General features: G+C 67.2%; 22 protein-coding genes and 1 tRNA gene. 17 read left to right on the plus strand and 6 right to left on the minus strand.

What is annotated here, in order from left to right; translation table 11 throughout:
* Window positions 1-10: 10 nt before the first annotated feature.
* The 8 genes from WV31_RS03790 to WV31_RS03825 all read left to right on the plus strand — a co-directional run bounded on the left by WV31_RS03790 (window position 11) and on the right by WV31_RS03825 (window position 9,201).
* Complete coding sequence (locus tag WV31_RS03790) at window positions 11-1,639, plus strand: alpha-D-glucose phosphate-specific phosphoglucomutase (RefSeq protein ID WP_085372339.1); 1,629 nt, start codon at window positions 11-13, stop codon at window positions 1,637-1,639.
* Window positions 1,640-1,642: 3 nt separating this feature from the next.
* Entirely contained in the window at window positions 1,643-3,028 is a 1,386-nt protein-coding gene (gene pgmG / locus WV31_RS03795) for a phosphoglucomutase/phosphomannomutase PgmG (protein ID WP_085372340.1), read from the plus strand.
* Between the two features lie 114 nt (window positions 3,029-3,142).
* The gene (locus tag WV31_RS03800) at window positions 3,143-3,574 is read left to right on the plus strand and encodes a CBS domain-containing protein (RefSeq protein ID WP_085372341.1); all 432 of its coding nucleotides are present in this window, start codon (window positions 3,143-3,145) and stop codon (window positions 3,572-3,574) included.
* A gap of 272 nt (window positions 3,575-3,846) precedes the next feature.
* Entirely contained in the window at window positions 3,847-4,197 is a 351-nt protein-coding gene (locus tag WV31_RS03805; RefSeq protein WP_085372342.1) for a phasin family protein, read from the plus strand.
* A gap of 250 nt (window positions 4,198-4,447) precedes the next feature.
* Entirely contained in the window at window positions 4,448-5,293 is an 846-nt protein-coding gene (locus tag WV31_RS03810; protein WP_085372343.1) for an AAA family ATPase, read from the plus strand.
* The gene (locus tag WV31_RS03815) at window positions 5,293-5,682 is read left to right on the plus strand and encodes a bacteriohemerythrin (RefSeq protein ID WP_085372344.1); all 390 of its coding nucleotides are present in this window, start codon (window positions 5,293-5,295) and stop codon (window positions 5,680-5,682) included. The genes WV31_RS03810 and WV31_RS03815 overlap by 1 nt, the downstream gene beginning before the upstream one ends.
* A gap of 7 nt (window positions 5,683-5,689) precedes the next feature.
* Window positions 5,690-6,895, plus strand: a complete 1,206-nt coding sequence (locus WV31_RS03820) for a vWA domain-containing protein (protein ID WP_085372345.1) — start codon at window positions 5,690-5,692, stop codon at window positions 6,893-6,895.
* A gap of 104 nt (window positions 6,896-6,999) precedes the next feature.
* Complete coding sequence (locus WV31_RS03825; RefSeq protein ID WP_085372346.1) at window positions 7,000-9,201, plus strand: HAMP domain-containing sensor histidine kinase; 2,202 nt, start codon at window positions 7,000-7,002, stop codon at window positions 9,199-9,201.
* Here the strand turns inward: WV31_RS03825 and WV31_RS03830 are convergent.
* Window positions 9,176-10,003, minus strand: a complete 828-nt coding sequence (locus WV31_RS03830) for an alpha/beta hydrolase (protein WP_085372347.1) — start codon at window positions 10,001-10,003, stop codon at window positions 9,176-9,178. The genes WV31_RS03825 and WV31_RS03830 overlap by 26 nt on opposite strands.
* An 86-nt stretch (window positions 10,004-10,089) precedes the next feature.
* Between WV31_RS03830 and WV31_RS03835 the strand changes: the two genes are divergently transcribed.
* From WV31_RS03835 to soxZ, 3 genes are read left to right on the plus strand one after another with little or no spacing between them, the layout of a single operon-like run.
* Window positions 10,090-10,614: a hypothetical protein gene (locus WV31_RS03835; RefSeq protein ID WP_085372348.1), complete on the plus strand. Its 525-nt coding sequence runs from the start codon at window positions 10,090-10,092 to the stop codon at window positions 10,612-10,614.
* A gap of 14 nt (window positions 10,615-10,628) precedes the next feature.
* Window positions 10,629-11,087 (plus strand): thiosulfate oxidation carrier protein SoxY, encoded by a 459-nt coding sequence (soxY, locus tag WV31_RS03840; protein ID WP_085372349.1) that lies wholly within the window; start codon window positions 10,629-10,631, stop codon window positions 11,085-11,087.
* A 5-nt stretch (window positions 11,088-11,092) separates the two neighbouring features.
* Window positions 11,093-11,413, plus strand: coding sequence for a thiosulfate oxidation carrier complex protein SoxZ (gene soxZ, locus WV31_RS03845; protein ID WP_206072579.1), 321 nt, complete (start codon window positions 11,093-11,095; stop codon window positions 11,411-11,413).
* On the opposite strand, the gene WV31_RS03850 is transcribed toward soxZ, so the two are convergent.
* The 3 genes from WV31_RS03850 to WV31_RS03860 are packed head-to-tail and all read right to left on the minus strand — an operon-like array spanning window position 11,414 to window position 15,308.
* Window positions 11,414-12,460 carry an extracellular solute-binding protein gene (locus WV31_RS03850; protein WP_085372351.1) on the minus strand — a complete coding sequence of 349 codons (1,047 nt, stop codon included), beginning with the start codon at window positions 12,458-12,460 and terminating at the stop codon, window positions 11,414-11,416.
* Window positions 12,457-14,916: a Lon protease family protein gene (locus WV31_RS03855; RefSeq protein ID WP_085372352.1), complete on the minus strand. Its 2,460-nt coding sequence runs from the start codon at window positions 14,914-14,916 to the stop codon at window positions 12,457-12,459. Before WV31_RS03855 ends, WV31_RS03850 begins: the two co-directional genes overlap by 4 nt.
* Window positions 14,913-15,308, minus strand: coding sequence for a metallopeptidase family protein (locus tag WV31_RS03860; protein WP_068428498.1), 396 nt, complete (start codon window positions 15,306-15,308; stop codon window positions 14,913-14,915). Before WV31_RS03860 ends, WV31_RS03855 begins: the two co-directional genes overlap by 4 nt.
* 94 nt (window positions 15,309-15,402) lie before the next feature.
* Between WV31_RS03860 and WV31_RS03865 the strand changes: the two genes are divergently transcribed.
* A complete protein-coding gene (locus WV31_RS03865; RefSeq protein ID WP_085372353.1) occupies window positions 15,403-15,699 on the plus strand; it encodes a 4a-hydroxytetrahydrobiopterin dehydratase in 297 nt (98 codons plus the stop codon).
* A 63-nt stretch (window positions 15,700-15,762) separates the two neighbouring features.
* Here WV31_RS03865 and WV31_RS03870 read toward each other — a convergent pair whose 3' ends face one another.
* Both WV31_RS03870 and WV31_RS03875 read right to left on the minus strand, forming a co-directional pair.
* Entirely contained in the window at window positions 15,763-16,401 is a 639-nt protein-coding gene (locus WV31_RS03870) for an MlaC/ttg2D family ABC transporter substrate-binding protein (protein WP_085372354.1), read from the minus strand.
* A gap of 23 nt (window positions 16,402-16,424) precedes the next feature.
* Window positions 16,425-17,237, minus strand: coding sequence for an MlaA family lipoprotein (locus tag WV31_RS03875; RefSeq protein WP_085372355.1), 813 nt, complete (start codon window positions 17,235-17,237; stop codon window positions 16,425-16,427).
* A 280-nt stretch (window positions 17,238-17,517) separates the two neighbouring features.
* Between WV31_RS03875 and WV31_RS03880 the strand changes: the two genes are divergently transcribed.
* From WV31_RS03880 to WV31_RS03900, 5 genes are all read left to right on the plus strand, one after another.
* Entirely contained in the window at window positions 17,518-18,477 is a 960-nt protein-coding gene (locus WV31_RS03880) for an ArsR/SmtB family transcription factor (protein WP_145980728.1), read from the plus strand.
* Window positions 18,474-19,373 (plus strand): methylenetetrahydrofolate reductase, encoded by a 900-nt coding sequence (gene metF, locus WV31_RS03885; protein WP_085372357.1) that lies wholly within the window; start codon window positions 18,474-18,476, stop codon window positions 19,371-19,373. The genes WV31_RS03880 and metF overlap by 4 nt, the downstream gene beginning before the upstream one ends.
* Window positions 19,374-19,382: 9 nt before the next feature.
* Complete coding sequence (gene metH, locus WV31_RS03890; protein ID WP_085372358.1) at window positions 19,383-22,856, plus strand: methionine synthase; 3,474 nt, start codon at window positions 19,383-19,385, stop codon at window positions 22,854-22,856.
* An 89-nt stretch (window positions 22,857-22,945) separates the two neighbouring features.
* Window positions 22,946-23,926 carry an MBL fold metallo-hydrolase gene (locus WV31_RS03895; RefSeq protein ID WP_085372359.1) on the plus strand — a complete coding sequence of 327 codons (981 nt, stop codon included), beginning with the start codon at window positions 22,946-22,948 and terminating at the stop codon, window positions 23,924-23,926.
* An 85-nt stretch (window positions 23,927-24,011) separates the two neighbouring features.
* Window positions 24,012-24,097: transfer RNA gene (locus WV31_RS03900), tRNA-Leu, on the plus strand.
* The last annotated feature ends 3 nt before the right edge of the window (window positions 24,098-24,100 follow it).

The following is a 24,100-nucleotide window of genomic DNA, read 5'->3' on the forward strand; positions in this document are numbered from 1 at the left end:
GACCGGCGCCATGGCCGCAGTGAAGACGATCGCCACCACCCCCTTTTCCGGCCAGAAGCCTGGGACCTCGGGCCTGCGCAAGAAGGTCAAGGTCTTCGCGCAAGCACACTACCTGGAGAATTTCGTCCAGGCGGTGTTCGATTCCATCGGCGACGTGAAGGGCCAGACCCTGGTTCTGGGCGGTGATGGCCGCTACCACAACCGCACCGCCATCCAGACCATCCTGAAGATGGCCGCCGCCAACGGCTTCGCCCGCGTGATGGTGGGCCGGGGCGGCATCCTGTCCACCCCGGCGGCGTCCTGCGTCATCAGGAAGTACAAAACCTTCGGCGGCATCATCCTGTCGGCCAGCCACAATCCCGGCGGCCCGGACGAGGATTTCGGCATCAAGTACAACATCCCGGCCGGCGGCCCGGCGCCCGAGGCCATCACCGAGGCCATCTACGCCCGCTCTCAAGGGATCGACAGTTACAAGATCCTCGAGGCGGCGGATCTGGATCTCGACACCATCGGCGAGCAGCGGCTGGGAGACATGAAGGTCCAGGTCTTCGACCCCGTGGCCGACTATGCCGAGCTGATGGAAAGCCTGTTCGACTTCGCCGCCATCCGGGCCGCCTTCGCCTCCGGATTCCGCATGAAGTTCGACGCCATGCACGCGGTGACCGGCCCCTACGCCACCGAAATCCTGGAGAACCGCCTGGGTGCACCCAAGGGCACCGTGATGAACGGCATTCCGCTCGAGGATTTCGGCCATGGCCACCCCGATCCCAATCTGGTCCACGCCCATGATCTGGTCGAGGCGCTCACGGGGCCCGGCGCCCCCGATTTCGGCGCGGCGTCGGACGGCGACGGCGACCGCAACATGATCCTGGGCCGCGACTTCTACGTGACGCCCTCGGATTCCCTGGCCGTGCTGGCCGCCAATGCCACGCTGTGCCCCGGCTACAAGGCCGGCCTCAAGGGTATCGCCCGCTCCATGCCCACCAGCGCCGCCCCCGACCGGGTGGCCGCCAAGCTTGGCATTCCCGCCTGGGAAACCCCCACCGGCTGGAAATTCTTCGGCACCCTGCTGGACGCCGGCAAGGCCACCTTCTGCGGCGAGGAAAGCTTCGGCACCGGCTCCGACCACGTGCGGGAAAAGGACGGGCTGTGGGCGGTGCTGGCCTGGCTGAACGTGCTGGCCGTGCGCAAGCAAAGCGTCGCCGACATCGTCACCGCCCATTGGAAGGAACTGGGGCGTAACGTCTATTCCCGCCACGATTACGAAGGCATCGATTCAGCCGCCGCCGAGGGACTGATGGAGCATCTGCGCGGGCTTTCCCTGAAGGGCCGGACGCTGGGCGCCTATACCGTCGCCTTCAACGACGACTTCGCCTACACCGATCCGGTCGACGGCTCGGTGTCCAAGAAGCAGGGCATCCGGGTGGTGTTCGAGGACGGAAGCCGCGTGGTCTTCCGCCTGTCGGGCACCGGCACCGAGGGCGCCACGCTCCGCGTCTACATCGAGCGCTATGAACCCGATGCGTCCAAGCACCATCTCGACCCCCAGGTAGCGCTTTCCGACCTCATCACGATCGCCCGCGACCTGGCCCAGATCGAGGCCCGGACCGGGCGGACCGAACCGACGGTGATTACGTAAGCCATGACCTCCCACACCTTCCACCCCACCATCCTGCGCGAATACGACATCCGCGGCATCGTGGGCGAGACATTGTTCGCGGCGGATGCCGAGGCCATCGGCCGGGCCTTTGGCACGCGGGTGCGCAGGAACGGCGGCCATGTGGTGGCGCTGGGCTGGGACGGACGGCTGTCCAGTCCCGAGATGGCCGAGGCGCTGACCCGTGGCCTGATGGCTTCGGGCTGCACCGTGCGGCGCATCGGGCGCGGGCCCACCCCCATGCTGTATTTCGCCGCCAAGGTGAGGGAGGCCGACGGCGGCATCATGGTGACGGGCAGCCACAACCCGCCCACCCATAACGGCTTCAAGATGGTGCTGGCCGGCAAGCCGTTCTTCGGCCCCGACATCCAGTCCCTGGGCGAGATCGCCGCCCGGGGGGACTTCGCTTCCGGCGAGGGCAGGGCGGTCGAGGATTCGGTGTTCGAGGAATACGTCACCCGTCTGGCCGGCGATTACGACGGCAAGCACGATCTGCGGGTGGTGTGGGATTGCGGCAACGGCGCCACCGGTGAGGTGCTGCACGCCTTGGTCAAGCGGCTGCCCGGCACCCACACCGTGCTGTTCGGCGAGATCGACGGCCACTTCCCCAACCACCACCCCGACCCCACCGAGCCCCACAATCTGGTGGCGCTGCAAGACAAGGTGCTGACCGAATCCGCCCATCTGGGCATCGCCTTCGACGGCGACGGCGACCGCATCGGCGTGGTGGACGCCGAGGGGCGCATCCTCTATGGCGACCAGATCCTGGTGATCCTGGCCGAGGACCTGCTGAAATCCCTGCCGGGCGCCACCATCATCGCCGACGTCAAGGCGTCCAAGGTGTTCTTCGACGAGGTGCGGCGCATGGGCGGCAACGCCGTCATGGGCCGCACCGGCCACTCGCTGATCAAGACCCAGATGGCCGAGACCGGAGCCCCCCTGGCCGGCGAGATGAGCGGCCACATCTTCTTCGCCGACCGCTATTACGGCTTCGACGACGCCCTTTACGCCGCCATCCGCCTGTTGGGCATCGTGGCCCGCTGGGATCGCCAGACCATCGGCCAGCGCCGCGATCGCCTGCCCCACATGGTCAATACCCCGGAACTGCGCTTCGACTGCCCGGAAGAGCGCAAATTCGCCGTGGTGGCCGAGGTCAAGGCGCGGCTGGAGGCCGAAGGCGCCGCCTTCTCCGCCATCGACGGGGTGCGGGTGGATACCCAGGACGGCTGGTGGCTGCTGCGTGCCTCCAACACCCAGGCGGTGCTGGTGGCCCGCTGCGAGGCGGCCAGCGCCGAGGGGCTGAAGCGGTTGCGCCAGACCCTGTCGGACCAATTGGCGGCCTGCGGCGTCAGCCTTGGGGCTACCCACTGATGGCGGCTTGAATTTCTTCGGCTTCGGTTCCAGACTGATATCATTCGAAGGTAGGGGGTCTGGGACCGGTCGCCCCTCCGCAAGAACAATATTTACGAAAGAAGGGGGACCAGTATGTCCGTTGAATCCATCCTGAAGACCAAGGGCAGCGTCGTCTTCACCATCCGTCCCGAGCATTCGGTGGCCGACGCCGCCGCGCTGCTGACCACCAAGAAGGTCGGCGTCGCCGTGGTCTGCGACGCCAAGGGCAAGCTGCAGGGCGTGCTGTCCGAGCGCGACATCGTCAAGGGCCTGTCCCAGTACGGCAAGGCCGCCCTGGAAATGCCAGTGCGCAACGTCATGTCCAGCCCGGTGGTCACCTGCGCACCGGGCGACAGCGTCAAGACCATCATGGGCGTGATGACCGAGCGCCGCATCCGCCACCTGCCGGTGGTGGAAAAGGACGAGTTGATCGGCATCGTCTCCATCGGCGACGCGGTCAATTTCCGCCTGACCGAGGCCCAGATGGAGATGAACGTGCTGCGCGACGTGGCCGCCACGCGGTAAGCCCGCCGAGCCATGTCATGCTGAGCCTTGCGAAGCATCTTTCAGCCTGAAGCCCTTGCCTGAAAGATCCTTCGGCTCCGCCTCAGGATGACAGGCCCCATCCGACGCCCCCGGAATCCCTGGATTCCGGGGGCATTTGCATTTTTGCACCCCCTCCATGCAAGACCGTTATGTTGCAACGCAAAAATCATGTTGCACTGCGGTATGGTTCTGTTAGATTGGCGTCATGTTGCAGCGCACAACGCGCCCCACTCTTTAAAAGGATCACGCACATGACCATCAAGATCGACGGTTTCGAGAAGTTCGTCGCCCTGGGCAAGGAAAACGCCGACGCTTTCGCCAAGTCGGGCGCCGCCACCGTGAAGGCTTTCGAGGAGATCGCCAAGGCCCAGCAGGCCCTGATCGCCGAGAACGTCAAGAAGGCCGATGCCGCCGTCAAGGCTCTCTTCTCCGTGAAGAGCCCGGCCGAGCTGGCCGACCTGCAGGGCAAGCTGGCCCGCGAGACCCTGGAGAGCGCCATCGCCGACGGCCGCAAGCTGGCCGAGCTATCGACCACCGCGCTGACCGCCGCCGTCGAGCCGATCCAGGCCCGCTTCGCCGCGCTGACCAAGGTTGCCGCCTAACTTCGATCCGTAAAGGCCGGGTGAGGTTCCTCCCACCTCACCCGGCCTGGATCGAATAAGACCGCCGCCGCTTTTTGATGTCCGGGGCTCTCCCCCCCATCCCGCTGCTTCCGGACATTTGCGACGACGGCCACGAGCCCCGGCCTTCCTCCCAAGGCCGGGGCTTTTTCTTTGCCCGAATCAAATCGGCATTCCTTGACCGATTTGCCCGGGGCTCCTACCTTTCTCATCGAGCAAGGAGAGTGAGCCCATGTCGTTCAAGGGTACCGATAGCTATGTGGCGACCGAGGATCTGCTGGTCGCCGTCAACGCCGCGCTCAAGCTCGAGCGCCCCCTGCTGATCAAGGGCGAGCCGGGTACCGGCAAGACCGTGCTGGCCGCCGAGGTGGCCAGGTCGCTGGGCCGTCCGCTGCTGCAATGGCACATCAAGTCCACCACCAAGGCGCAGCAGGGCCTGTACGAATACGACGCGGTGGCGCGCCTGCGCGATTCCCAGCTGGGAGATTCCCGCGTCCACGACATCTCCAACTACATCGTCAAGGGCAAGCTGTGGGAGGCGTTCGAGGCGCCCACGCCGCCGGTGCTGCTGATCGACGAGATCGACAAGGCCGACATCGAGTTCCCCAACGACCTGCTGCTGGAACTCGACCGCATGGAGTTCCATGTCTACGAGACCAAGCAGGTGGTCAAGGCGCAACAGCGTCCCATGGTGATCATCACCTCGAACAACGAGAAGGAACTGCCCGACGCCTTTTTGCGCCGCTGTTTCTTCCACTACATCCGCTTCCCCGACCGCGAGACCATGGAGCGCATCGTCGCCGTGCACTATCCCGGCATCAAGCCGGCCCTGCTGCACGAGGCGCTGACCGCCTTCTTCGACATCCGCGAGGTGGCGGGGCTGAAGAAGAAGCCGTCCACCTCGGAACTGCTGGACTGGATCAAGCTGCTCTTGTCCGAGGACCTGTCGCCGGAAGACCTGCGCGCCAAGGACAAGGCCTCGCTGATCCCCAAGCTGCACGGCGCGCTCTTGAAGAACGAGCAGGACGTTCACCTGTTCGAGCGCCTGGCCTTCCTCAACCGTCGGGAGGGACGCTGATGCCCATTATCGCGTGGACCGAGGCCATGAGCGTGGGCAACGCCGCCCTGGACAAGGACCACCAGAAACTGATCGGCATGATCAACGACCTGGACCAGTCGGCCCCCGACTTCCTGGAACTGTTCAACGCCGTATTGGACTACACCAACGGCCATTTCGACCGCGAGGAAACCCATCTGGAGGCCATCGGCTTTCCCGGATTGGATGCCCACCGGGTCCAGCATGACGATTTCGCCGACCAGGTGGCGGACATGCTCAAGCAGTTCCGCGCCCAGCCCTTCGACCCTGCCGACACCAGACTGAAGGATTTCCTGTGGTCGTGGCTGAAGGGCCACATCCTGATCGAGGACCAGCGCTACGCCGCCTGGACCCGGGCCAAGGGCGGCTGAGCCCACCATGTTCCTCACCCTGTTCCTCGAACTGCGCGACGCCAAGGTGCCGGTCACCTTGAAGGAATATCTCACCCTGCTCGAAGCCCTGGAGAAGGGCGTCGCCGAGATGAGCATCGACACCTTCTACTATTTGACCCGGACCGCCCTGGTGAAGGACGAGCGCAACCTGGACAAGTTCGACCGGGTTTTCGGGCGCGTCTTCAACGGCATCGTCGGATCGGGCGACGAACTGGCCGCCGCGCTGAAGGCCGCCATCCCCGAGGAATGGCTGCGCAAGTTGGCGGAAAAGCACCTGACGCCCGAAGAGATGGAGCAGATCCAGTCGGCGGGCGGCTTCGAGAAGCTGATGGAGACGCTGCGCAAGCGTCTGGAGGAGCAGAAGGAGCGCCACCAGGGCGGCTCCAAATGGATCGGCACCGCCGGCACCTCGCCCTTCGGCGCCTATGGCTACAATCCCGAGGGCGTGCGCATCGGCCAGCATGAATCCCGCCACCGCCGGGCGGTGAAGGTGTGGGACGAGCGGGTCTACAAGAATCTCGATGACGGCATCGAGCTGGGCACCCGCAACTTCCGCATGGCGCTGCGCCGGCTGCGCCGCTTCGCCCGCGAAGGTGCGGCCACCGAGCTGGACCTGCCCGGCACCATCACCTCCACGGCGCGGGCCGGCGGCTGGCTCGACCTCAAGATGCGGCCCGAGCGCCACAACAAGGTCAAGCTGCTGCTGCTGCTCGATATCGGCGGCTCCATGGACGAGCACGTGCGCACCTGCGAGGAGCTGTTCTCGGCGGTGCGCTCCGAGTTCAAGCACCTGGAATACTATTACTTCCACAACTGCCCCTATGGCGGGCTGTGGAAGGACAACCGCCGCCGCCACCAGGACGTCACCCACACGCTGGACGTCATCCACACCTACCCCTCCGACTACAAGCTGATCTTTGTCGGCGACGCCGCCATGAGCCCCTACGAGATCACCATGCCGGGCGGCGCGGTGGAGGAATGGAACGAGGAACCCGGCCATGTGTGGATGCGCCGCCTGCTCGACCAGTGGCCCAGCGCCGTCTGGCTCAATCCGGCGCCGCAGGCCCGCTGGCAGTGGACCCATTCCACCCAGATGATCCAGCAGCTGATGGGCGGGCGCATGCACCCCCTGACGCTGGAAGGCCTGGACCAGGCCATGCGCGACCTCAACCGGGGCGCCCCCCATCCGTAATGTCGGCCCCTCCTAATGTCGGATTGCCGGTATTGGTTTGGCCGCGCCATATGTTAGCCTTCGCCTTTGCATGAACGTCTCTAGTTGGGGGGAAACGGGACCGGATGGCGGACGGGGGCAAGCGGACCCTGACTTGGCTGGGCGGAGCACAGGGCCACCTGTTCCAGGTGGTGACGCTCGGCCTCGTCCCCTGCATTTTTCTCGGCACCCTGGCGGTGATCGTTCATCTGGCCGAATCCCTGTCGCTGCAGGCGGCGGGCGCCCAGATCGAGACCCTGGCGCGCATGGCCGCCGCCATCCATGACCGTGGACTGGAAAGCTCGCGCGAGGCGCTGGCCGCCCTGGCCACCGATCCCGAGGATGACGAGTGCGGCAATCACTACCGCCACTTCCTGCTGGCCATCGAGGGGCACGAGGGCTTCATGCGCACCGACGCCTCGGGGCGGGTGGGGTGCAGCATCGGGCAGGGCACCGATATTTCCTGGCTCGCCAAGGGGCCTCACATCGAACGCGCCCTGGAGACGGGGGCGATCGCCACCGCCCCCTATCAGCTGTTTCCCGACGGCCGCACCGCCCTGCCCATCGCCTATCCCATCCTGGACTGGCTGGGCACGCCGCGCGGCGCGGTGGCCACCGCCCGTTCCCTGGACCATCTGGCCAAGGCGGTCGCCCCGCCCATCCTGCCCGAGGGCGCGCGCCTGCTGGTGCTGCGGACGGACGGAACGATCCTGGCCCGGGTTCCGCCCCTGCCCCAGCCCGCGCCCCAGGTCACCCCCGTTCCGGAATTGAAGGACGCGGCGGCGAAGGGAACAAGCGGCTCGTTCGTCGCCACCGCCATCACCGGCGAGACGTCCATGTTCGGCATCGCCCCCCTGGGCAGCATGGCCCCGGACACCATGGTGGCGGTGACCGTTCCGGTGGAATTGCTGGGCGGGGCCGAGCGCCAGTTCCTGCGCATGGCGGTCATCGCCTTCGCCGTGGCGGGCACGGGGGCGGTGCTGCTTTTGTGGTTTTCCAGCCGCCGGCTGCTGTTCGCCCCGCTCGGCCGGCTGGCCGAGGCCATGCGGCGGGTGCGGAGCGGCGACATGAATGCCCGCACGGGCGGCGGCCTGGGCGAGGTGGGCGAGATGTGCGCCACCTTCGACACCATGGTCGGCGCCCTGAACGAGCGCGAGATCTGGCTGAAGGACAGCGAGGACCGCTTCCGCGCCACCTTCGAACAGGCCGCCGTCGGCATGAGCCACGCCAGCCCCGACCGCCGCTTCATCCGGGTCAACCGCCGCTTCGCCGCCATGCTGGGCTACGAGCCCGAGGAGCTGATCGGGCGGGCGACCCTGGACATCACCCACCCCGACGACCGGGCGCTGGGCGGGGCCGAAATCGCCGGCATGATCCGGGGCGAGCGCCAGAGCTTCGCCATGGAGAAGCGCTACATCCGCAAGGACGGCTCCATCGCCTGGATCAACCTGACCCTGTCGGCCCTGTGGCGCGAAGGCCGCATGGAATACCTGATCGGCGTCGCCGAGGATATCGAGCGGCGCAAGCAGGCCGAGGCCCAGATGCTGGCCGCCAAGGAACAGGCCGAAAGCGCCAGCCGCGCCAAGAGCGAGTTCCTGGCCGGAATGAGCCATGAACTGCGCACCCCCTTGAACGCCATTATCGGCTTCGCCGAGACCATGTATTCACAGGTCCTCGGCCCCATGCCCGCGCGCTACCGGGAATATGCCGGAGACATCTCCGCCTCGGGCCGCCATCTGCTCAGCATCATCACCGACATCCTGGACCTGTCCAAGATCGAGGCCGGCAAAATGGAACTGGACGACCGCCCCATGAGCGTCACCCCGCTGGTGGACGCCGCCATCCGCCTGATGCGCGACCGCGCCGCCGGATTGGAGCTGAGCGCCGAGCTCCCCCCCGACCTGCCCCAAATCATGGCCGACGAACGGCGCATCCGGCAGGTGCTGATCAACCTCCTGGCCAATGCCGTCAAATTCACCCCCCATGGCGGAAGGGTGCAGGTCTCGGCGAGCGTGCCCCCGGACGGGGGACTGGAACTGCACGTGGCCGACAGCGGCATCGGCATGACCGAGGACGAGATCGCCCAGGCCATGGAGCCCTTCGTCCAGGTGGACGCCCGCATCGCCCGGCGTCACGAGGGCACCGGCCTGGGACTGCCCATGGTGGTGGCCATCATGGAGATGCATGGCGGCTCGGTGACCATCCGCAGCCAGCCCAGCCAGGGCACCACGGTGACGGTGGCCTTTCCTCCCGCCCGGGTGTTCAGCGCGGTTCCGACCCCGTCATGAAGCCGGCCATGGCGGCCACCACCTCGTCCTCGCGGCCGAAGAAGCCGTGGGGCGACATGGCCTGACAGGCGGCGGAGCGCGGGGGCGCGCCGCCTTCGACCATCAGCAGCCGGCGCCGCGGCGACTTCGCCAGACTCTCCACCAGCCCGGCGGCGTCGCCGGGCGGCGTGACTTCGCAGGAATCGCCCGAATGGGCGACGACCAGGACCGGCACGGCGATCTCTTCCAATCCCAGGCCGAATACGCCGTTGGGCGGGTAGGCGTATTTGCGGTGTCCCCGGGTGATGGACGAGGTCAGGATCACGCCGTCCACCTTGGTGCCCAGCCGCACCGCCGCATTGGCCGCCGACAGCGTCCCCATGCTGGTCCCCACCAGCCAGACCGGCAGGCCGCCGTTGCGCTGCCTCAACCAGACGGCCAGGGCGGCGATGTCCTCGGCATGCTCCCTCGAAAGGCGGAATTGCGCCGTCAGGGTATGCCCCTGGTCCGACGGCGCATCCATGGTCGCCACCACAATGCCGTGGCCGGCAAGAAGCCAGCGGGTCCGCACCAGGAAGTTGCCGCGCCCGAAGGCCACCGGTTCGGCGACGCTCTCGCCGGGCTTCACGCCGACGCTGCCCTCGCCGCCGGCCAGCAGGATGGCAATGGCGGCGGGCGGTCGCGCCGGCTCGGTCAGGTAGAAGGCGGTGGTCGATCCCGGACGGGTTTCAATCTCCAGCGCCTGCTCGCCCCGCACGGCCTCGGCCGCCCAGGTTGCCTGTCCCGCCAGCACCAACGCCACCGCCATCAGCCATAGACGCATCGCTCATCCTCCCATGCCGCTTGGCCCCGAGGCCATCATCATGGCACAGTACGGCGTCGGCAACATTCAGGACCGCTCCCCGCCTCATGGTCAGCGAGCTGCTACGCCCCGATTCGGAATTCGCCCGAGCCGTCTACAAGGAAATCCGCCCGGCCATTCCCCGCGCCCACTGGCCGGTGGAGGCCTTGCGCACCACCTTCACGCCCAGCAGCGACGGCCTGTCGCTGATCGCCAGTTTCGAAGGCCTGCCCCCCAACTACGCCGCGTTGGCCGCCCAGGTGGTGGCCAAAGCCAAGGTGGACCTGGTGCTGGTGTCGCCGGTGGCGGCCCTGGCCTCGGCGGTGGTCTACGCCAAGCGCTGGCGCGACACCTTCCTTTACGCCCTGCTGCCGCTGCTGTTCGCCATTCCCCTGCTGGCCCCCCTCGGCAATGTGGCCATGCGGGCCAGCATCGTCCTGTTCGCGCTGAATTGCGCCGCGCTGCTGCTCAGTCACGCCCGCCTGCTGCAACGGCGCTCGGCCCTGCAGCAGGGACGCTTCATCGCCGAAATCCCGACACCGGGCCTTCGGATCAAGGTGCCCCAGGGCACCCCGATCCACCATCAGGAATAGGAAGAAGACGCCACATGCCTCCGGTTTCTCAGCCGCGCCGCGCCCTGGTCATCGGACTTCCCGTGGCGGGCTGCGCTCTCGCCCTGGGGCGGCCTGGCGCCGCCCTGGCCAGCCGGGCCGAGGCCGACGGGGCGGCGGCACGCCTGACGGGCGGCGTCAGGCCCCAGGCGGGCAAGGTCAGCCTCAAGCTGCCCGAGATCGCCGACAACGGCGCCACGGTGCCCTTCACCGTCTCGGTGGATCATCCCATGGCGCCGGGCAATTACGTCCGGGAAGTCCACATCCTGGCCACCGACAACCCCGCCCCCCAGGTGGCCAGCTTCCACTTCACCCCCACCGGCAAGGCCGAGGTGTCGGGTCGGCTGCGTCTGGCCCGCAGCCAGGAGGTACGGGCCATCGCCCTGTTGTCCGACGGCAGCGCCTGGGAGGCGCGGCGCGAGGTCAAGGTCACCGTCGGCGGCTGCGGAGGCTGAGCACGATGCCCACCCCCAAGGTCAAATTCCCCGAAAGCGCCGCCAAGGGCGAGATCATCGAGATCAAGACCCTGATCGACCACGACATGGAATCGGGACAGCGCAAGGACATGAACGGCGCGCTGCTGCCGCGCCGGATCATCAACCGCTTCACCTGCGCGCTCAACGGCCGCACCGTGTTCTCGGCCGACCTTCATCCGGGCATGTCGGCCAATCCGGGACTGAGCTTCTTCATCACCGCGGCCGAGGGCGGCAGCCTGGACTTCACCTGGTTCGACGACGACGGCAGCCGCTACACCCTGTCGCGTCCGCTGACGGTGAAGTGATCAGCGCTGGGCCGGGGACTGGCCCGCCCGCGCCTTGATTCCGGCCCAGACCGCGTCGTGCCGGCGCTGGATCATCTCGGGACAGGACGGCAGGAAACCCACCTTGGCCGGCCAGGGCGCCACCATTTCAGGCGCCCCCAGGACGCTGGGCGCCAGGAACCTCTCGCTGCCGCGGATCATGTTGGCATAGCCGTTGAAATTGGAATCCAGGGCGGCGTTCTCGGGCTTCAGCATGAAGGTCAGGAACTTCATGGCGTTGGCCCGGTTGGGGGGATTCTTCGGCACCACCACCACGTCGGTCCACACCAGATTGCCTTCGCGGGGATAGGCATAGGCCAGACTGGGGCGCTTTTCCCGCGCCCGCATGGCGTCGCCGTTCCACGACACCGCCAGCACGATGGACGGGTCGGCCAGGGCCGCCATCATCCTCTCGGCGGCCACCAGACGGTTGCGGGCCAGCAGCGGCTCCAGCAGGCGGGCGGCCTTTTCCAGCTTGCCCTCGTCGTCGGTGCAGCGCGCCTCGCCCGCATGGACCAGCGCCAACTGGACCATGTCGCCCTCGTCCAGCAGGGCGATGCGCCCCTCCACCTCGGGCGGCGGCTCGAACAGCAGGCGCAGCGAATCGATGTCGCCGCGATGGATGGAGGTGTCCACCGCGAAGGCGGTCGTGCCCCACTGATGGGGGATGGTGTACTCGTTGCGCGGATCGAACGAGCGCGAGCGCCAGGGATCCTCGACGTTCCAAAAGCCGTTGAGGCGATCGGCCAGCACCCGCTCGATCAAACCGCCCCGGATCAAACCGCCCACGTGGTAATCGGGAATAAAGGCGATGTCGAACCCTGAGCGGGCGCCCTGCAGATTGCTGCGGACCTGATCGTGGTCGGCCACCACGGTGAGCACGACGGTGATGCCGGTTTCACGCTCGAACTTGCGCAGCAATTCGGGCGACAGGTAGGACGATCGGGTCAGAACCTGCAATTCGCTGGCCCAGGCCCCGGTGGCCGTCACCAGCAGGACGGCAAGCAGGAGCGTCCAGGCTCGCATCATCCGCCGCTCCCGTTGCGCCCCATGCCGACGGGCGGCCTGGGCGACGCCAGATCCTCGGCGCGGCGCATGAAGGCGCCCAGGCGGGCCGCGACCTTGCGGTTGATGGACCCCGCCGGGAACTTGCCCTTGGCATCGCGTTCACCGGCCGGCCACCCGGTCAGCAGCGCCATGCCCTGATCGACGGTTTCCACCGGATAGACGGAGAACAGGCCGGCTCTGGCGGCCTCGACCACGTCCTGGCGCAGCATCAGGTGCCGGGCATTGGCGGCGGGGATCAGCACGCCGTGGCTGCCGTCGAGGCCCCTGGCGCGGCACAGGTCGAAGAAGCCCTCGATCTTCTCGTTGACCCCGCCGATGGCCTGGATGCGGCCGAACTGGTCGATGGAGCCGGTCACCGCCAGACTTTGGCGGATGGGCAGCTCGGCCAGGGCCGACAGCAGGGCGTAAAGCTCGGTGGACGAGGCGGAATCCCCCTCGATCCCGCCGTAGGATTGCTCGAACACCAGGGTGGCCGACAGCGCCATGGGCAGCTCGGTGGCGTAGCGCGACGCCAGATAGGACGACAGGATCATCACCCCCTTGCCATGGATGGGGCCGCCCAGCAGGACCTCGCGCTCGATGTCCACCACGTCGCCCTTGCCGAAGCGCACCCTGGCCGTCACCCGGGTGGGGCGGCCGAAGGAGAAGCGCCCCAGTTCGAGGACCGCCAGACCGTTGATCTGGCCCACCGCCTCGCCGTCGGTGGCGATATGGACGGTGCCGGCCAGCATCTCCTCCTGGACGTTGTCGCGCACCCGGTCGAGACGGCGCACCGAGGCCGCCACCGCCTGGGACACGTGGGAGGCGGACACACAGGCGGCGCCGTCCTCGCCGGCCCAGTAATCGGCCTCGCGCACCAGGTCGGCCAGGCTGGCCATGTGGGTGGACAGGCGGGTGGAATCGCCCACCTCGCGCGAGGCCTGCTCGACCATACGGGCCACGGCGCCGCGATCGAGCGGCCGCAAGCCCTCCTTGCGGACGAGGATCGCCACCGAGCGGGCCAGCAGGGCGGTGTTGGCCTCGCTCCTGTCCATGCGCCAGTCGAAATCCGCCGAGACCTTGAACAGCTCGCCGAATTCCGGGTCGTTGTGGCTCAGCAGGTAGTACAGCATGGGGTCGCCGACCAGCACCACCTTCACGTCCAGGGGAATGGGCTGGGGCTCCAGCGACAGGGTGCTGATCAGGCCCATGGCCTGGCCCGGGGATTCGATGCGGATCTCGCGGTCACGAAGAGCCCGCTTCAAATCCTCCCAGGCGAAGGGATGCATCAGCAGCTTCAGCGCGTCCAGCACCAGATAGCCGCCATTGGCCCGATGCAGGCTGCCCGCCTTGATCAGGTTGAAATCGGTGATCAGGGTGCCGTACTGGGCGATGTGCTCGACCCGGCCGATGATGTTGGGCTGGGTGGGATAGGTTTCCATCACCACCGGGGCGCCGGCCTCGCCCTCGCGGCAGACCAGGACGTTGACCCGATACTTGCGGAAACGGCCATCGGGGCCGCGCGGGCGGCCTTCACGGCGCTCCGCATCCTCGGCCTCGGGCAGGAAATCCTGGGCGTTGAGCGCCACGTCGCCGGCCACCTCGTCGAGATAGGCCAGCACCTCGGGCAGATCGGCCCAGTCCTCCTTCAAATCGTCCATCAGATGGGCGATGGCGTGGCCGACCGCTTCGCGTTCCAGTTCGCGCAGACGGGCCCGGGTGTCGCGCTCCCAGCGCGGCACCTGCTTGATGGTGGTCTCCAGACGCTCCTGCAGACGCTCCATCTCGGCCCGCAGGCGGGTCTGGACCTCGTCGGGCAATTGCTTGAACTCGTCAGGCGGCAGCACCTCGTCACCCTTGGACGGCGCCAGCCCCAGCCCCATGGGCGTGCGGATCAGGGCGATGCCGTGAGCCTCGGCATCCTCCTGAATGGCGGAAAAGGCCGCCTCGCGCTGCTGCTTGGCTTCGCTCTCCACCATCTGGCGGCGCGCGCGGTACTCCTCGGCCTCGAAGGCGGCGGGCAGGGCGTGGCCCAGCTCTTCCACCAGATGGGCCATGCCCTGCTCCAGGGCACGGCCCCGCCCGGCGGGCAGGCGCAGCGCCCTCGGCCGGGCGCTTTCCGCGAAATTCTCCACATAGACCCAGTCGTCGGAGGGCGGCCGGGCGGCGGCGGCCTCGCGCAGGTATCCGAGGATCAGGTTGCGCCGGCCGGTTCCCTCCTCGCCCAGGGCGAACAGGTTGAAGCCGCGATGGCGCATGCCGATGGCGAAGCGGATCGCCTCGACGGCGCGATCCTGGCCCAGCGCCGGCCCCGGCTCGTCGGCCTCGTCGGGCAGGTCGGCGGTGGTGGCGAAGTCGAAACACGCCGGATCGCACACCCGGTAGAGGGCATCGGGCGGCAACGGAACGGGGTGGGCGGGCGGCTTGGGTTTGCTCACGCTTCATCCTCGATGCGCTGCATGTCGTCGTCGGACAGGCCGAAATGATGACCGATCTCGTGAATCAGCACGTGCTTGACCAGGGTGGACAGGTCCTCGCCCGTCTCGCACCAGTAATCCAGGATGGGCCGGCGATAGAGAAAGATCATGTCCACGTCGCCCGGCGCACCGCCGAAGGCATGGATGTCCATGGCCGAGCCGCGGTACAGCCCCAGCAGGTCGAAGGGGCTTTCCAGATCCATCTCGCGCTCCACCTCCTCGTCGGGGAAGTCATCGACGCGGATCACCACGTCGGCGGCGTAGCGGCGCAATTCCTCGGGGATGTCGGCGAAGGCGGCCTGGGCGATGGTCTCCAGGTCGGCCAGGCCGGGTGGCGTGCTGTGGTGGGGCATCACTCTGCTCATGGTCCTTAAGAATCTACCCTGTCCTTGCGGCCCGCACCAGGGGTCCCCACTCTTTGAGACAGACTCCCGACGAGGTGCACTGATGAGCGCGAAACTGACGGCGGACGACAAGGCCCGCGCCCTGGCGGAGCTGAGCGGATGGACCCAGATGGAGGGACGCGACGCCATCCACCGGTCCCTGCGCTTCACCGATTTCGGCGAGGCCTTCGCCTTCATGACCCGGGTGGCCCTGGCCGCCGAGAAGATGGACCACCATCCCGAATGGTTCAATGTCTGGAACCGGGTCGACATCACGCTCGCCACCCACGATGCCGGCGGCGTGACCCGCAAGGACATCGATCTGGCCCGCGCCATCGACGCGGCGGCGGGCAAAGCCTAGGGCTGGAATGCGAAAGGCCGGGACATGTCCCGGCCTTGGCGCTCAAAGTTCCTGGCGCAGGGCTCAGTTGGCCTTGGCCGCGCCCTTGGCCGCCTGCAGTTCGGCGACCTTGGTGCGCATGGCGCCCAGAAGCCCGTCGATCTTGCCGCCATTGGCCTGAATCACCGACGCGTACTCGTTGCGATAGGTGATGGCCATGGAGGCGCCCTCGACCACCAGATCGACGACGCGAAGATCGGCCTCGCCCTTCTTCAGCTTCCACTGGAGATTGATGGGCGCCTGGTGATCGCGCTCCACCTTGGACTCGACGATGATTCCGCGCTCGCCGTCGGCGGCGGCATTGGTCACCACGTGGCGCAGATCGCCGCCGTAATCCTTGAAACGGGTCGCCCAGGTCAGCACCACGATATCCTCGAAGGCCTTCAGGAATTCCTGCTGCTGCTCCGGGCTGGCGGCGCGCCAATGGCGGCCCAGAACGAACTTGCCGATCTCGGGCAGATCGACGTCGGTGGTGAACTGGCTGCGGAAGCGCTGATTGCGCTCCACATCCGACACTCCCTTGGCGGTCATGGTCTCCATGGCCTTGCCGGCCAGTTGGGAGACGAAAACCTTGGGGTCGGCCTCGGCGGCGGCGATGGGATTGAAGGTGAGGCCGAGGAACAGCCCAGCCAGCACGGCAAAAAGGAAACGACGGGAAATCATTGTCTTGTCCGGCCTATGGATTGTCACTGCGCCGACTGGGAAAGCTCTTCGGTCTTGGTGGTGCCCGACAGCCCCGGAGCCGGGATCTTCTCCCCGCCGCCGCGGCCGTTCTTGATCTCGGAGGCGCGATGCTGGCGATAAAGCGACCGCAGCGAGGCATAGTAGTCGAGCGAGGTCCGCTCGATCTCGTCCAGGGTGTCGATCAGCGCCTCGCGCTTGTCCAGGCCGGTCATGCCCATGCGGGTATAGGTGATGTATTCCCTACCCATATTGGCCATGGCCAGATCGAAGGGATCGGCGAACATCTCGGCCACCAGGCCGATGGTGTCGCGGGGATTGGACGGCCCGAAGATGGGCAGCATCAGGAAGGGGCCTTCGCCCACGCCCCACACCGCCAGGGTCTGGCCCAGATCCTCCTCGTGCGGGGGGATGCCCGCCGGAGTGGCGATGTCGATGAAGCCGGCCAGCCCGAACGTGCTGTTCAGCATGGCACGGAAGAAGGTCTGCACCGCGCGGTCCGTCTCGCCCTGCAGCACGTCGTTGGCGAAGGTCAGCGGGCTGTTCAGGTTGGTCAGGATGTTGTGCACGCGCTCGCGCCCGAATTTCGGCATCACGGCGCGATAGCCCTCGGCGGCCGGCTTGATGGCGTATTTGTCGGCGGCGCGGTTGAAATCGAAGATCGCCCGGTTCATGGGCTCCAGCGGGTCGTTGACCTGCTCCCACTCGGCGACGGCTTCCTTGTCGTCGGCGGGGGGCGGCGTGGCGCAGCCGGCCACCAGTGCCAGAGCGAGCACGGGGGCGACGAGGCGGGCAATGGTCCGGCGCGAGGCGTTCATGGCTGCGTACCTTCTGTACCTTTGGTCTGAGCATACGGGCGAGCCGGGGCGCCGCCCACTACAGGGAGCCGCTGACCCCCAATATTCCGAGGTATCACAGTCCCGACCTAATGGCTAGAGGGGAAAGGGAAATTTGCCCCCGGGACTCGGAATCCTGTGGCAATTGCGCATCATGGAGCGAACACCTTACGACCTTACCCTGGAACGGGACATTCAGCGCTTCATATCCGCATAAAGATATGTTTATATGTTTTTTGAACTGACGACAGGAGCCCCTGTGGTGGAAACCTTGCTGACGGGATTGCGCGCCGCCGCCGAGCCGACCAGGCTTCGGCTGCTGCATCTGCTCGCCCAGGGCGAGCTGACCGTCACCGAGATCACCCATATCCTGGGCCAGAGCCAGCCGCGCGTATCGCGCCACCTGAAGCTGATGTGCGAGGCCGGGCTGCTGGACCGCTTCCCCGAGGGCGCCTGGGTATTCTACCGCCTGGCGGCCAAGGGCCGCGGCGGGGCGGTGGCGCGGCGCCTGCTGGAACTGCTGCCCGAGGGCGACCAGACCCTGGCGCTCGACCAGCAGCGGCTGTCGGCCGTGCGTGCCGTGCGCGCCGACCGGGCCCAGGCCTATTTCCGCGACAACGCATCGCGCTGGAACGACATCCGCTCGCTGCAGGTGGACGAGGCCGAGGTGGAAAAGGCGCTGCTGGCCGTGTTCGCCGGACGGAGAATCCATGATCTGGTGGACATGGGCACCGGCACCGGCCGCGTGCTCGAGGTGCTGGGCCCCCATGTGGAGCGCGCCATCGGCATCGACCTGTCGCGCGAAATGCTTTCCGTGGCCCGCACCAACCTGGAACGCCTCTCCTTGAGCAATTGCATGGTGCGCCAGGGCGACATCGCCCAGTTGCCCCTGCCCGCCGGAGCCGCCGATGCGGTGACCATCCATCAGGTGCTGCACTACGCCACCGACCCCGCCGCCCTGGTGGCCGAGGCCGCCCGGGTGCTGGAGCCCGGCGGCCGCCTGGCCGTGGTCGATTTCGCCCCCCATGGCGAGGAGATCTTGCGCGACCAGCACGCCCACCGCCGCCTCGGCTTCGAGGATGCCGAGGTGGAAGGCTGGCTGAAAGCCGCCGGGCTGGAGCCCGGCCCCGTCACCCGCCTGCCCGGCCAGCCCTTGACCGTGGTGGTCTGGACCGCCCACAAACCCCATCCGCACACCAAGTCCACAGGAGCGACCCGTTGAGCCTCCCCCGTTCCGAGCTGCCTATCGCCGCCGCCAGCCGCAGGCCGGTCAGCGTCTCGTTCGAGTTCTTTCCGCCCAAGACCGACAAGATGCAGCAATCGCTGTGGGAGTGCATCGAGCGCCTGGCTCCGCTGGCCCCCCAGTTCGTCTCGGTGACCTATGGCGCCGGCGGCACCACGCGCGAGCGCACCCACGAGACCGTGGTGCGCATCGCCCGCGAGACGCCCTTGAAGCCCGCCGCGCACCTGACCTGCGTCGGCCATTCCAAGGGCGAGGTGGACGACATCGCCCGGCGCTATTGGGACGAGGGCATCCGCCATATCGTCGCCCTGCGCGGCGACATGCCCGACGGACAGGCCTATGTGGCCCATCCCCAGGGCTACGCCTATGCCGCCGATCTGGTCTTGGGCCTGAAGCGCATCGCCGATTTTGAAATCTCGGTGGCCGCCTACCCGGAAAAGCATCCCGACGCGCCGTCGGCCGGGTTCGATCTCGACAACCTGAAGCGCAAGATCGACGCGGGCGCCAACCGGGCCATCAGCCAGTATTTCTTCGATCCCGCCGTGTTCCTGGCCTTCCGCGACAAGGCGGCAAAGGCCGGAATCACCGTGCCCATCCTGCCCGGCATCCTGCCGGTGACCAATTTCGCCCAGGTGCAGAAGTTCTCGGCCGCCTGCGGCGCCAGCGTGCCCGACTGGATGGCCGATCTGTTCGCCGGCCTGGACGACGACCCCGAGACGCGGCGTCTGGTGGCCGCCACCGTCGCCGCCGAGCAGTGCCGCATCCTGGCCGCCGAGGGGGTGGAACAGTTCCACTTCTACACGCTCAACCGCGCCGACCTCGCCTACGCCATCAGCCACATCCTGGGCGTTCGCCCCAAGAACGCCGCCAAGTAGGACATCATCATGACCAACATTCTCGACCATCTCCGCGACCGCGTTCTCCTGTGCGACGGCGGCACCGGCGCCCTGGTGCAGGCCATGAACCTCAACGTGGAGAAGGATTTCCTGGGGCTGGAGAACTGCACCGAGATTCTGGTCAAGTCGCGTCCCGACGTGATCCGCTCCATCCACGAGCGCTATTACGAGGCGGGCGCCGACATGGTCGAGGCCGATACCTTCGGCGCCTCGCCCATCACGCTGGCCGAATTCGGTATCGCCGAGCGGGCGTTTGAGCTGAACCAGGCCGCCATCGAACTGGCCTGGGAAGCCGCCGAGCGCTTCAAGGGCGACGGCAGGACCCGCTTTGTCCTCGGCGCCATCGGGCCGGGCACCAAGCTGCCCAGCCTCGGCCATATCGGCTATGACGAGTTGGAAGCCGCCTACGTCGTCCAGGCGGCGGGCCAGATCGCCGGCGGCGTTTCCGCCTTCCTGGTGGAAACCTGCCAGGACCCCCTGCAGATCAAGGCCGCCGTCAACGGCTGCAAGATCGCCAATGCCAAGGCCGGCACCGACGTTCCCGTCTTCGTCCAGGTGACGGTGGAGACCACCGGCACCCTGCTGGTGGGGGCCGACATCGCGGCGGCCGCCACGGTGGTGCAGTCGCTCGGCGTGCCGCTGATGGGTCTGAACTGCGCCGCCGGGCCGCAGGAGATGGGCGAGCACTTCAAGTGGCTGATCGACAACTGGACCGGCTTCGTCTCCATCCAGCCCAATGCCGGCCTGCCGGAGCTGGTGGACGGCCAGACCCGCTATCCCCTGCTTCCCGAGGAACTGGCCATCTGGCACGAGCGCTTCGTCGCCCAGGGCGCCAATCTGCTGGGCGGCTGCTGCGGCACCACGCCGCCGCACATCAGCGCCACCAACGAGATGCTGAAGCGCATCGGCAACGGATCGCGCCCCAGCCCGGTCAAGCGGACCGTCCACTGGGTGCCCTCGGTGGCGTCCCTCTACACCCAGGTGCCGCTCAAGCAGGAGAACGCCTTCCTGTCCATCGGCGAGCGCTGCAACGCCAACGGCTCGAAGAAGTTCCGCGACCTGCAGGATGCCGAGGACTGGGACGGCATCACCGCCATCGCCCGCGAGCAGGTCAAGGAAGGCAGCCATACCCTGGACGTCTGCACCGCCTTCGTCGGCCGCAACGAGGTCGCCGACATGACCGAGGTGGTGTCGCGCCTGCGCGGCGCCGTCACCACCCCGCTGGTGATCGATTCCACCGAGTTGCCGGTTCTGGAAGCCGGCCTCAAGCTCTATGGCGGCAAGGCCATCCTCAACTCCATCAATTTCGAGAACGGTGAGAAGGACGCCGCCGACCGGCTGGTGCTCGCCCGCAAGTTCGGCGCCGCCGTGGTGGCTCTCACCATCGACGAGGACGGCATGGCCAAGGACGCGGCGTCCAAGCTGCGCATCGCCAGGCGGCTTTACGACTTCGCGGTGAACCAGCACGGCCTGCCGGCCTCCGACCTGCTGTTCGACCCGCTGACCTTCACCATCTGCACCGGCAACGAGGACGACCGCAAGCTGGCGGTCGAAACCCTCGACGCCATCGAGCAGATCGCCCGCGACATGCCCGAATGCGGCATCGTGCTGGGCCTGTCCAACGTCTCGTTCGGCTTGAAGCCCGCGGCGCGCCAGGTGCTGAACTCGGTGTTCATCGACCACGCCATCAAGCGCGGCATGACCGGGGCCATCGTCCACGTCTCCAAGATCGTACCGCTGCACACCCTGCCCGAGGAAGAGGTCAAGGCCGCGGAGGACCTGATCTACGACCGCGACCCGCAGGCACTTTCCCGCTACATCGCCCTGTTCGGCGACCGCAAGGCCTCCGAGGTCAAGAAGGAGCGCCCCGCCAAGGCCGAGGATCGGTTGAAACAGCGCATCATCGACGGCGACCGCACCGGGCTGGAAGACGACCTGTCCCAGGTGATGGCCGAGGGCTGGAAGCCCTTGGACATCATCAACACCCTGCTGCTGGACGGCATGAAGGTGGTGGGCGAACTGTTCGGTTCGGGCAAGATGCAGCTACCCTTCGTGCTGCAATCGGCCGAGACCATGAAGGCCTCGGTGGCCTTCCTCGAACCCCACATGGAAAAGGCCGAGGGCCAGCAGAAGGCCACCATGGTGCTGGCCACGGTGAAGGGCGACGTCCACGACATCGGCAAGAACCTGGTGGACATCATCCTCACCAACAACGGCTACAAGGTGATCAACATCGGCATCAAGCAGCCGGTGGCCGAGATCATCAAGGCCGCCAAGGAGCACAAGGCCGACGCCATCGGCATGTCCGGCCTGCTCGTCAAGTCCACGGTGATCATGCGCGAGAATCTCGAGGAGATGACCGCCGCCGGCATCGACGTGCCGGTGCTGCTGGGCGGCGCCGCCCTGACGCGCAAGTATGTGGAGGAGGATTGCGTCAAGGCCTACGGCTCGGGCCGGGTGGCCTATGCCAGGGACGCCTTCGACGGCCTGGACCTGATGGCCAAGGTGGCCGACAAGTCCTTCGACGATCACGTGGCGGCCAAGGCGGCCAATCCGCACCGCCCCGGCAGCCCGTCGCGCACCCTGGGCGAGGCGGCCCAGCCCGCCACGCGGCCCGTTGACTGGGACGAAATCAATCTGCGCCGTGCCGAGTTGCATCGGGACGTTCCCGCCCCGGTGCCGCCGTTCTGGGGCTCCCGCGTCATCGAATCGGCCCCCTTGCAGAACCTGATCCCCTTCCTCAACGAGACCATGCTCTACCAGTTCCATTGGGGCTACCGGAAGCAGGGCAAGTCCATCGAGGAGTTCAAGACCTGGGCGCACAAGGAAATCCGCCCCATCGCCATGGACATGCTCAAGCGCTGCGCCAAGGAGGAGATTCTGCGGCCCCAGGCGGCCTACGGCTATTGGAAGGCGGCGTCGGACGGCGATTGCGTGGTCCTCTTCGCCGAGGACGGCAAGACCGAGGTCGCCCGCTTCCCCTTCCCGCGCCAGGCCAAGGAAGGCGGGCTGTGCATCGCCGACTTCTTCCGGCCGGTGTCCGACCCGGTGCGCGACGTCATCGGCCTGCAGGTGGTGACCATGGGCAAGCGCGCCACCGAGGTGGCCCAGGACTGGTTCAAGGCCGACAAGTACCAGGACTACCTCTACCTGCATGGCCTGTCGGTGGAGATGGCCGAGGCCATGGCGGAATACGTCCACAAGCGCATCCGCTCGGAACTGGGCTTCGCCGCCGAGGACGCCGCCGACATGGACAAGCTGTTGAAGCAGAACTATCGCGGCTCGCGCTTCTCGTTCGGCTATCCCGCCTGCCCGCGCGTCGAGGACCAGACCCAGCTTCTGGCCCTGCTGGGCTCTGACCGCATCGGCGTGACGCTCTCCGAGGAATTCCAGCTCGAGCCCGAGCAATCCACCTCGGCCATCGTCACCGTGCATCCGCAGGCCAAGTATTTCAGCGTGTGATCCCTTTCGGGGGAGGTGAAGGAAATTCCTTTGACCTCCCCCGCCCCAAGAGCTGGAATGGCGGCCGAACCACTTTTGGGGAGAGGTCCATGTCCTTCGCGTCCCTGGCCCGCGCCGCTTTTGCCGGCGCCGCCCTGCTTCTCGCCGCCGCCCTGCCGGCCCAAGCCGAGACACCCGCCCAGAAGGGCGATCAGGTGGGCGGCTGGCACCGCTTCAAGCTGGGCGGTTTCGAGGTCACCGCGCTCTATGACGGCTATATCGACCTGCCGCAAAAGGTGCTGCTGAACATCAGCGCCAAGAGCACGGAAGAGCTGCTGCGCCGCATGTTCGTGGATTACGGCAAGGGCATCCAGACGGCGGTCAACGCCTACCTGGTCCATACCGGCAACCGGCTGGTGCTGGTGGATGCCGGCACCGCCAAGGCCTTCGGCCCGACGCTGGGCTTCATTCCCGACAACATCCGCGCCGCCGGCTACGACCCCGCCCAGGTGGATGCGGTGCTGCTGACCCACCTGCATCCCGACCACGCCGCCGGGTTGCTCACCGCCGACGGCAAGGCGGTCTTCCCCAACGCCGACATCTGGGTCGCCAAGGCCGAGGCCGATTTCTGGCTGGACGAGGCGGTGGCCGCCAAGATGCCGGAAGGCAACCGGGTGTTCTTCAAGATGGCCCGCGACGCGGTGGCCCCCTACAAGGCGGCCGGCAAGTTCCACGCCCTCAGCGGCCAGGTGGGCCTGCCCGCCGGCATCGCGGCGGTGGACACCAATGGCCACACGCCGGGCCACACCTCCTACCTGCTGACCTCCCAGGGCCAGAGCCTCTTGGTGCTGGGCGATCTGGTGCATAACCACGCGGTGCAGTTCGCCCACCCCGAGGTCGCCTTCGAATACGACAGCGACAAGGCCCAGGCGGTGAAGACCCGCAAGAAGGTGTTCGCCGACGCGGCGAGGCAAAGGCTGTGGGTGGCGGGCGCCCACCTGCCCTTCCCCGGCATCGGCCATGTGCGCGCCGAAGGCAAGGCCTTCGCCTGGGTGCCGCTGGAATACTCGCCGCTGCGCGCCGACCGCTGAGAAAACGCGATGGGAGCGGCGGGTCGCTTGAATCCCGTTGACCCGCCCTCCGCACCCGCTATGATCCCGCCACCATTCTTGCGGTGCCCCAGTGGCGGAATGGTAGACGCGGCAGACTCAAAATCTGTTGCCGGCAACGGCGTGCTGGTTCGAGTCCGGCCTGGGGCACCAACG

Origin of the sequence: Magnetospirillum sp. ME-1 (assembly GCF_002105535.1) — a bacterium.
Lineage (GTDB): Bacteria > Pseudomonadota > Alphaproteobacteria > Rhodospirillales > Magnetospirillaceae > Phaeospirillum.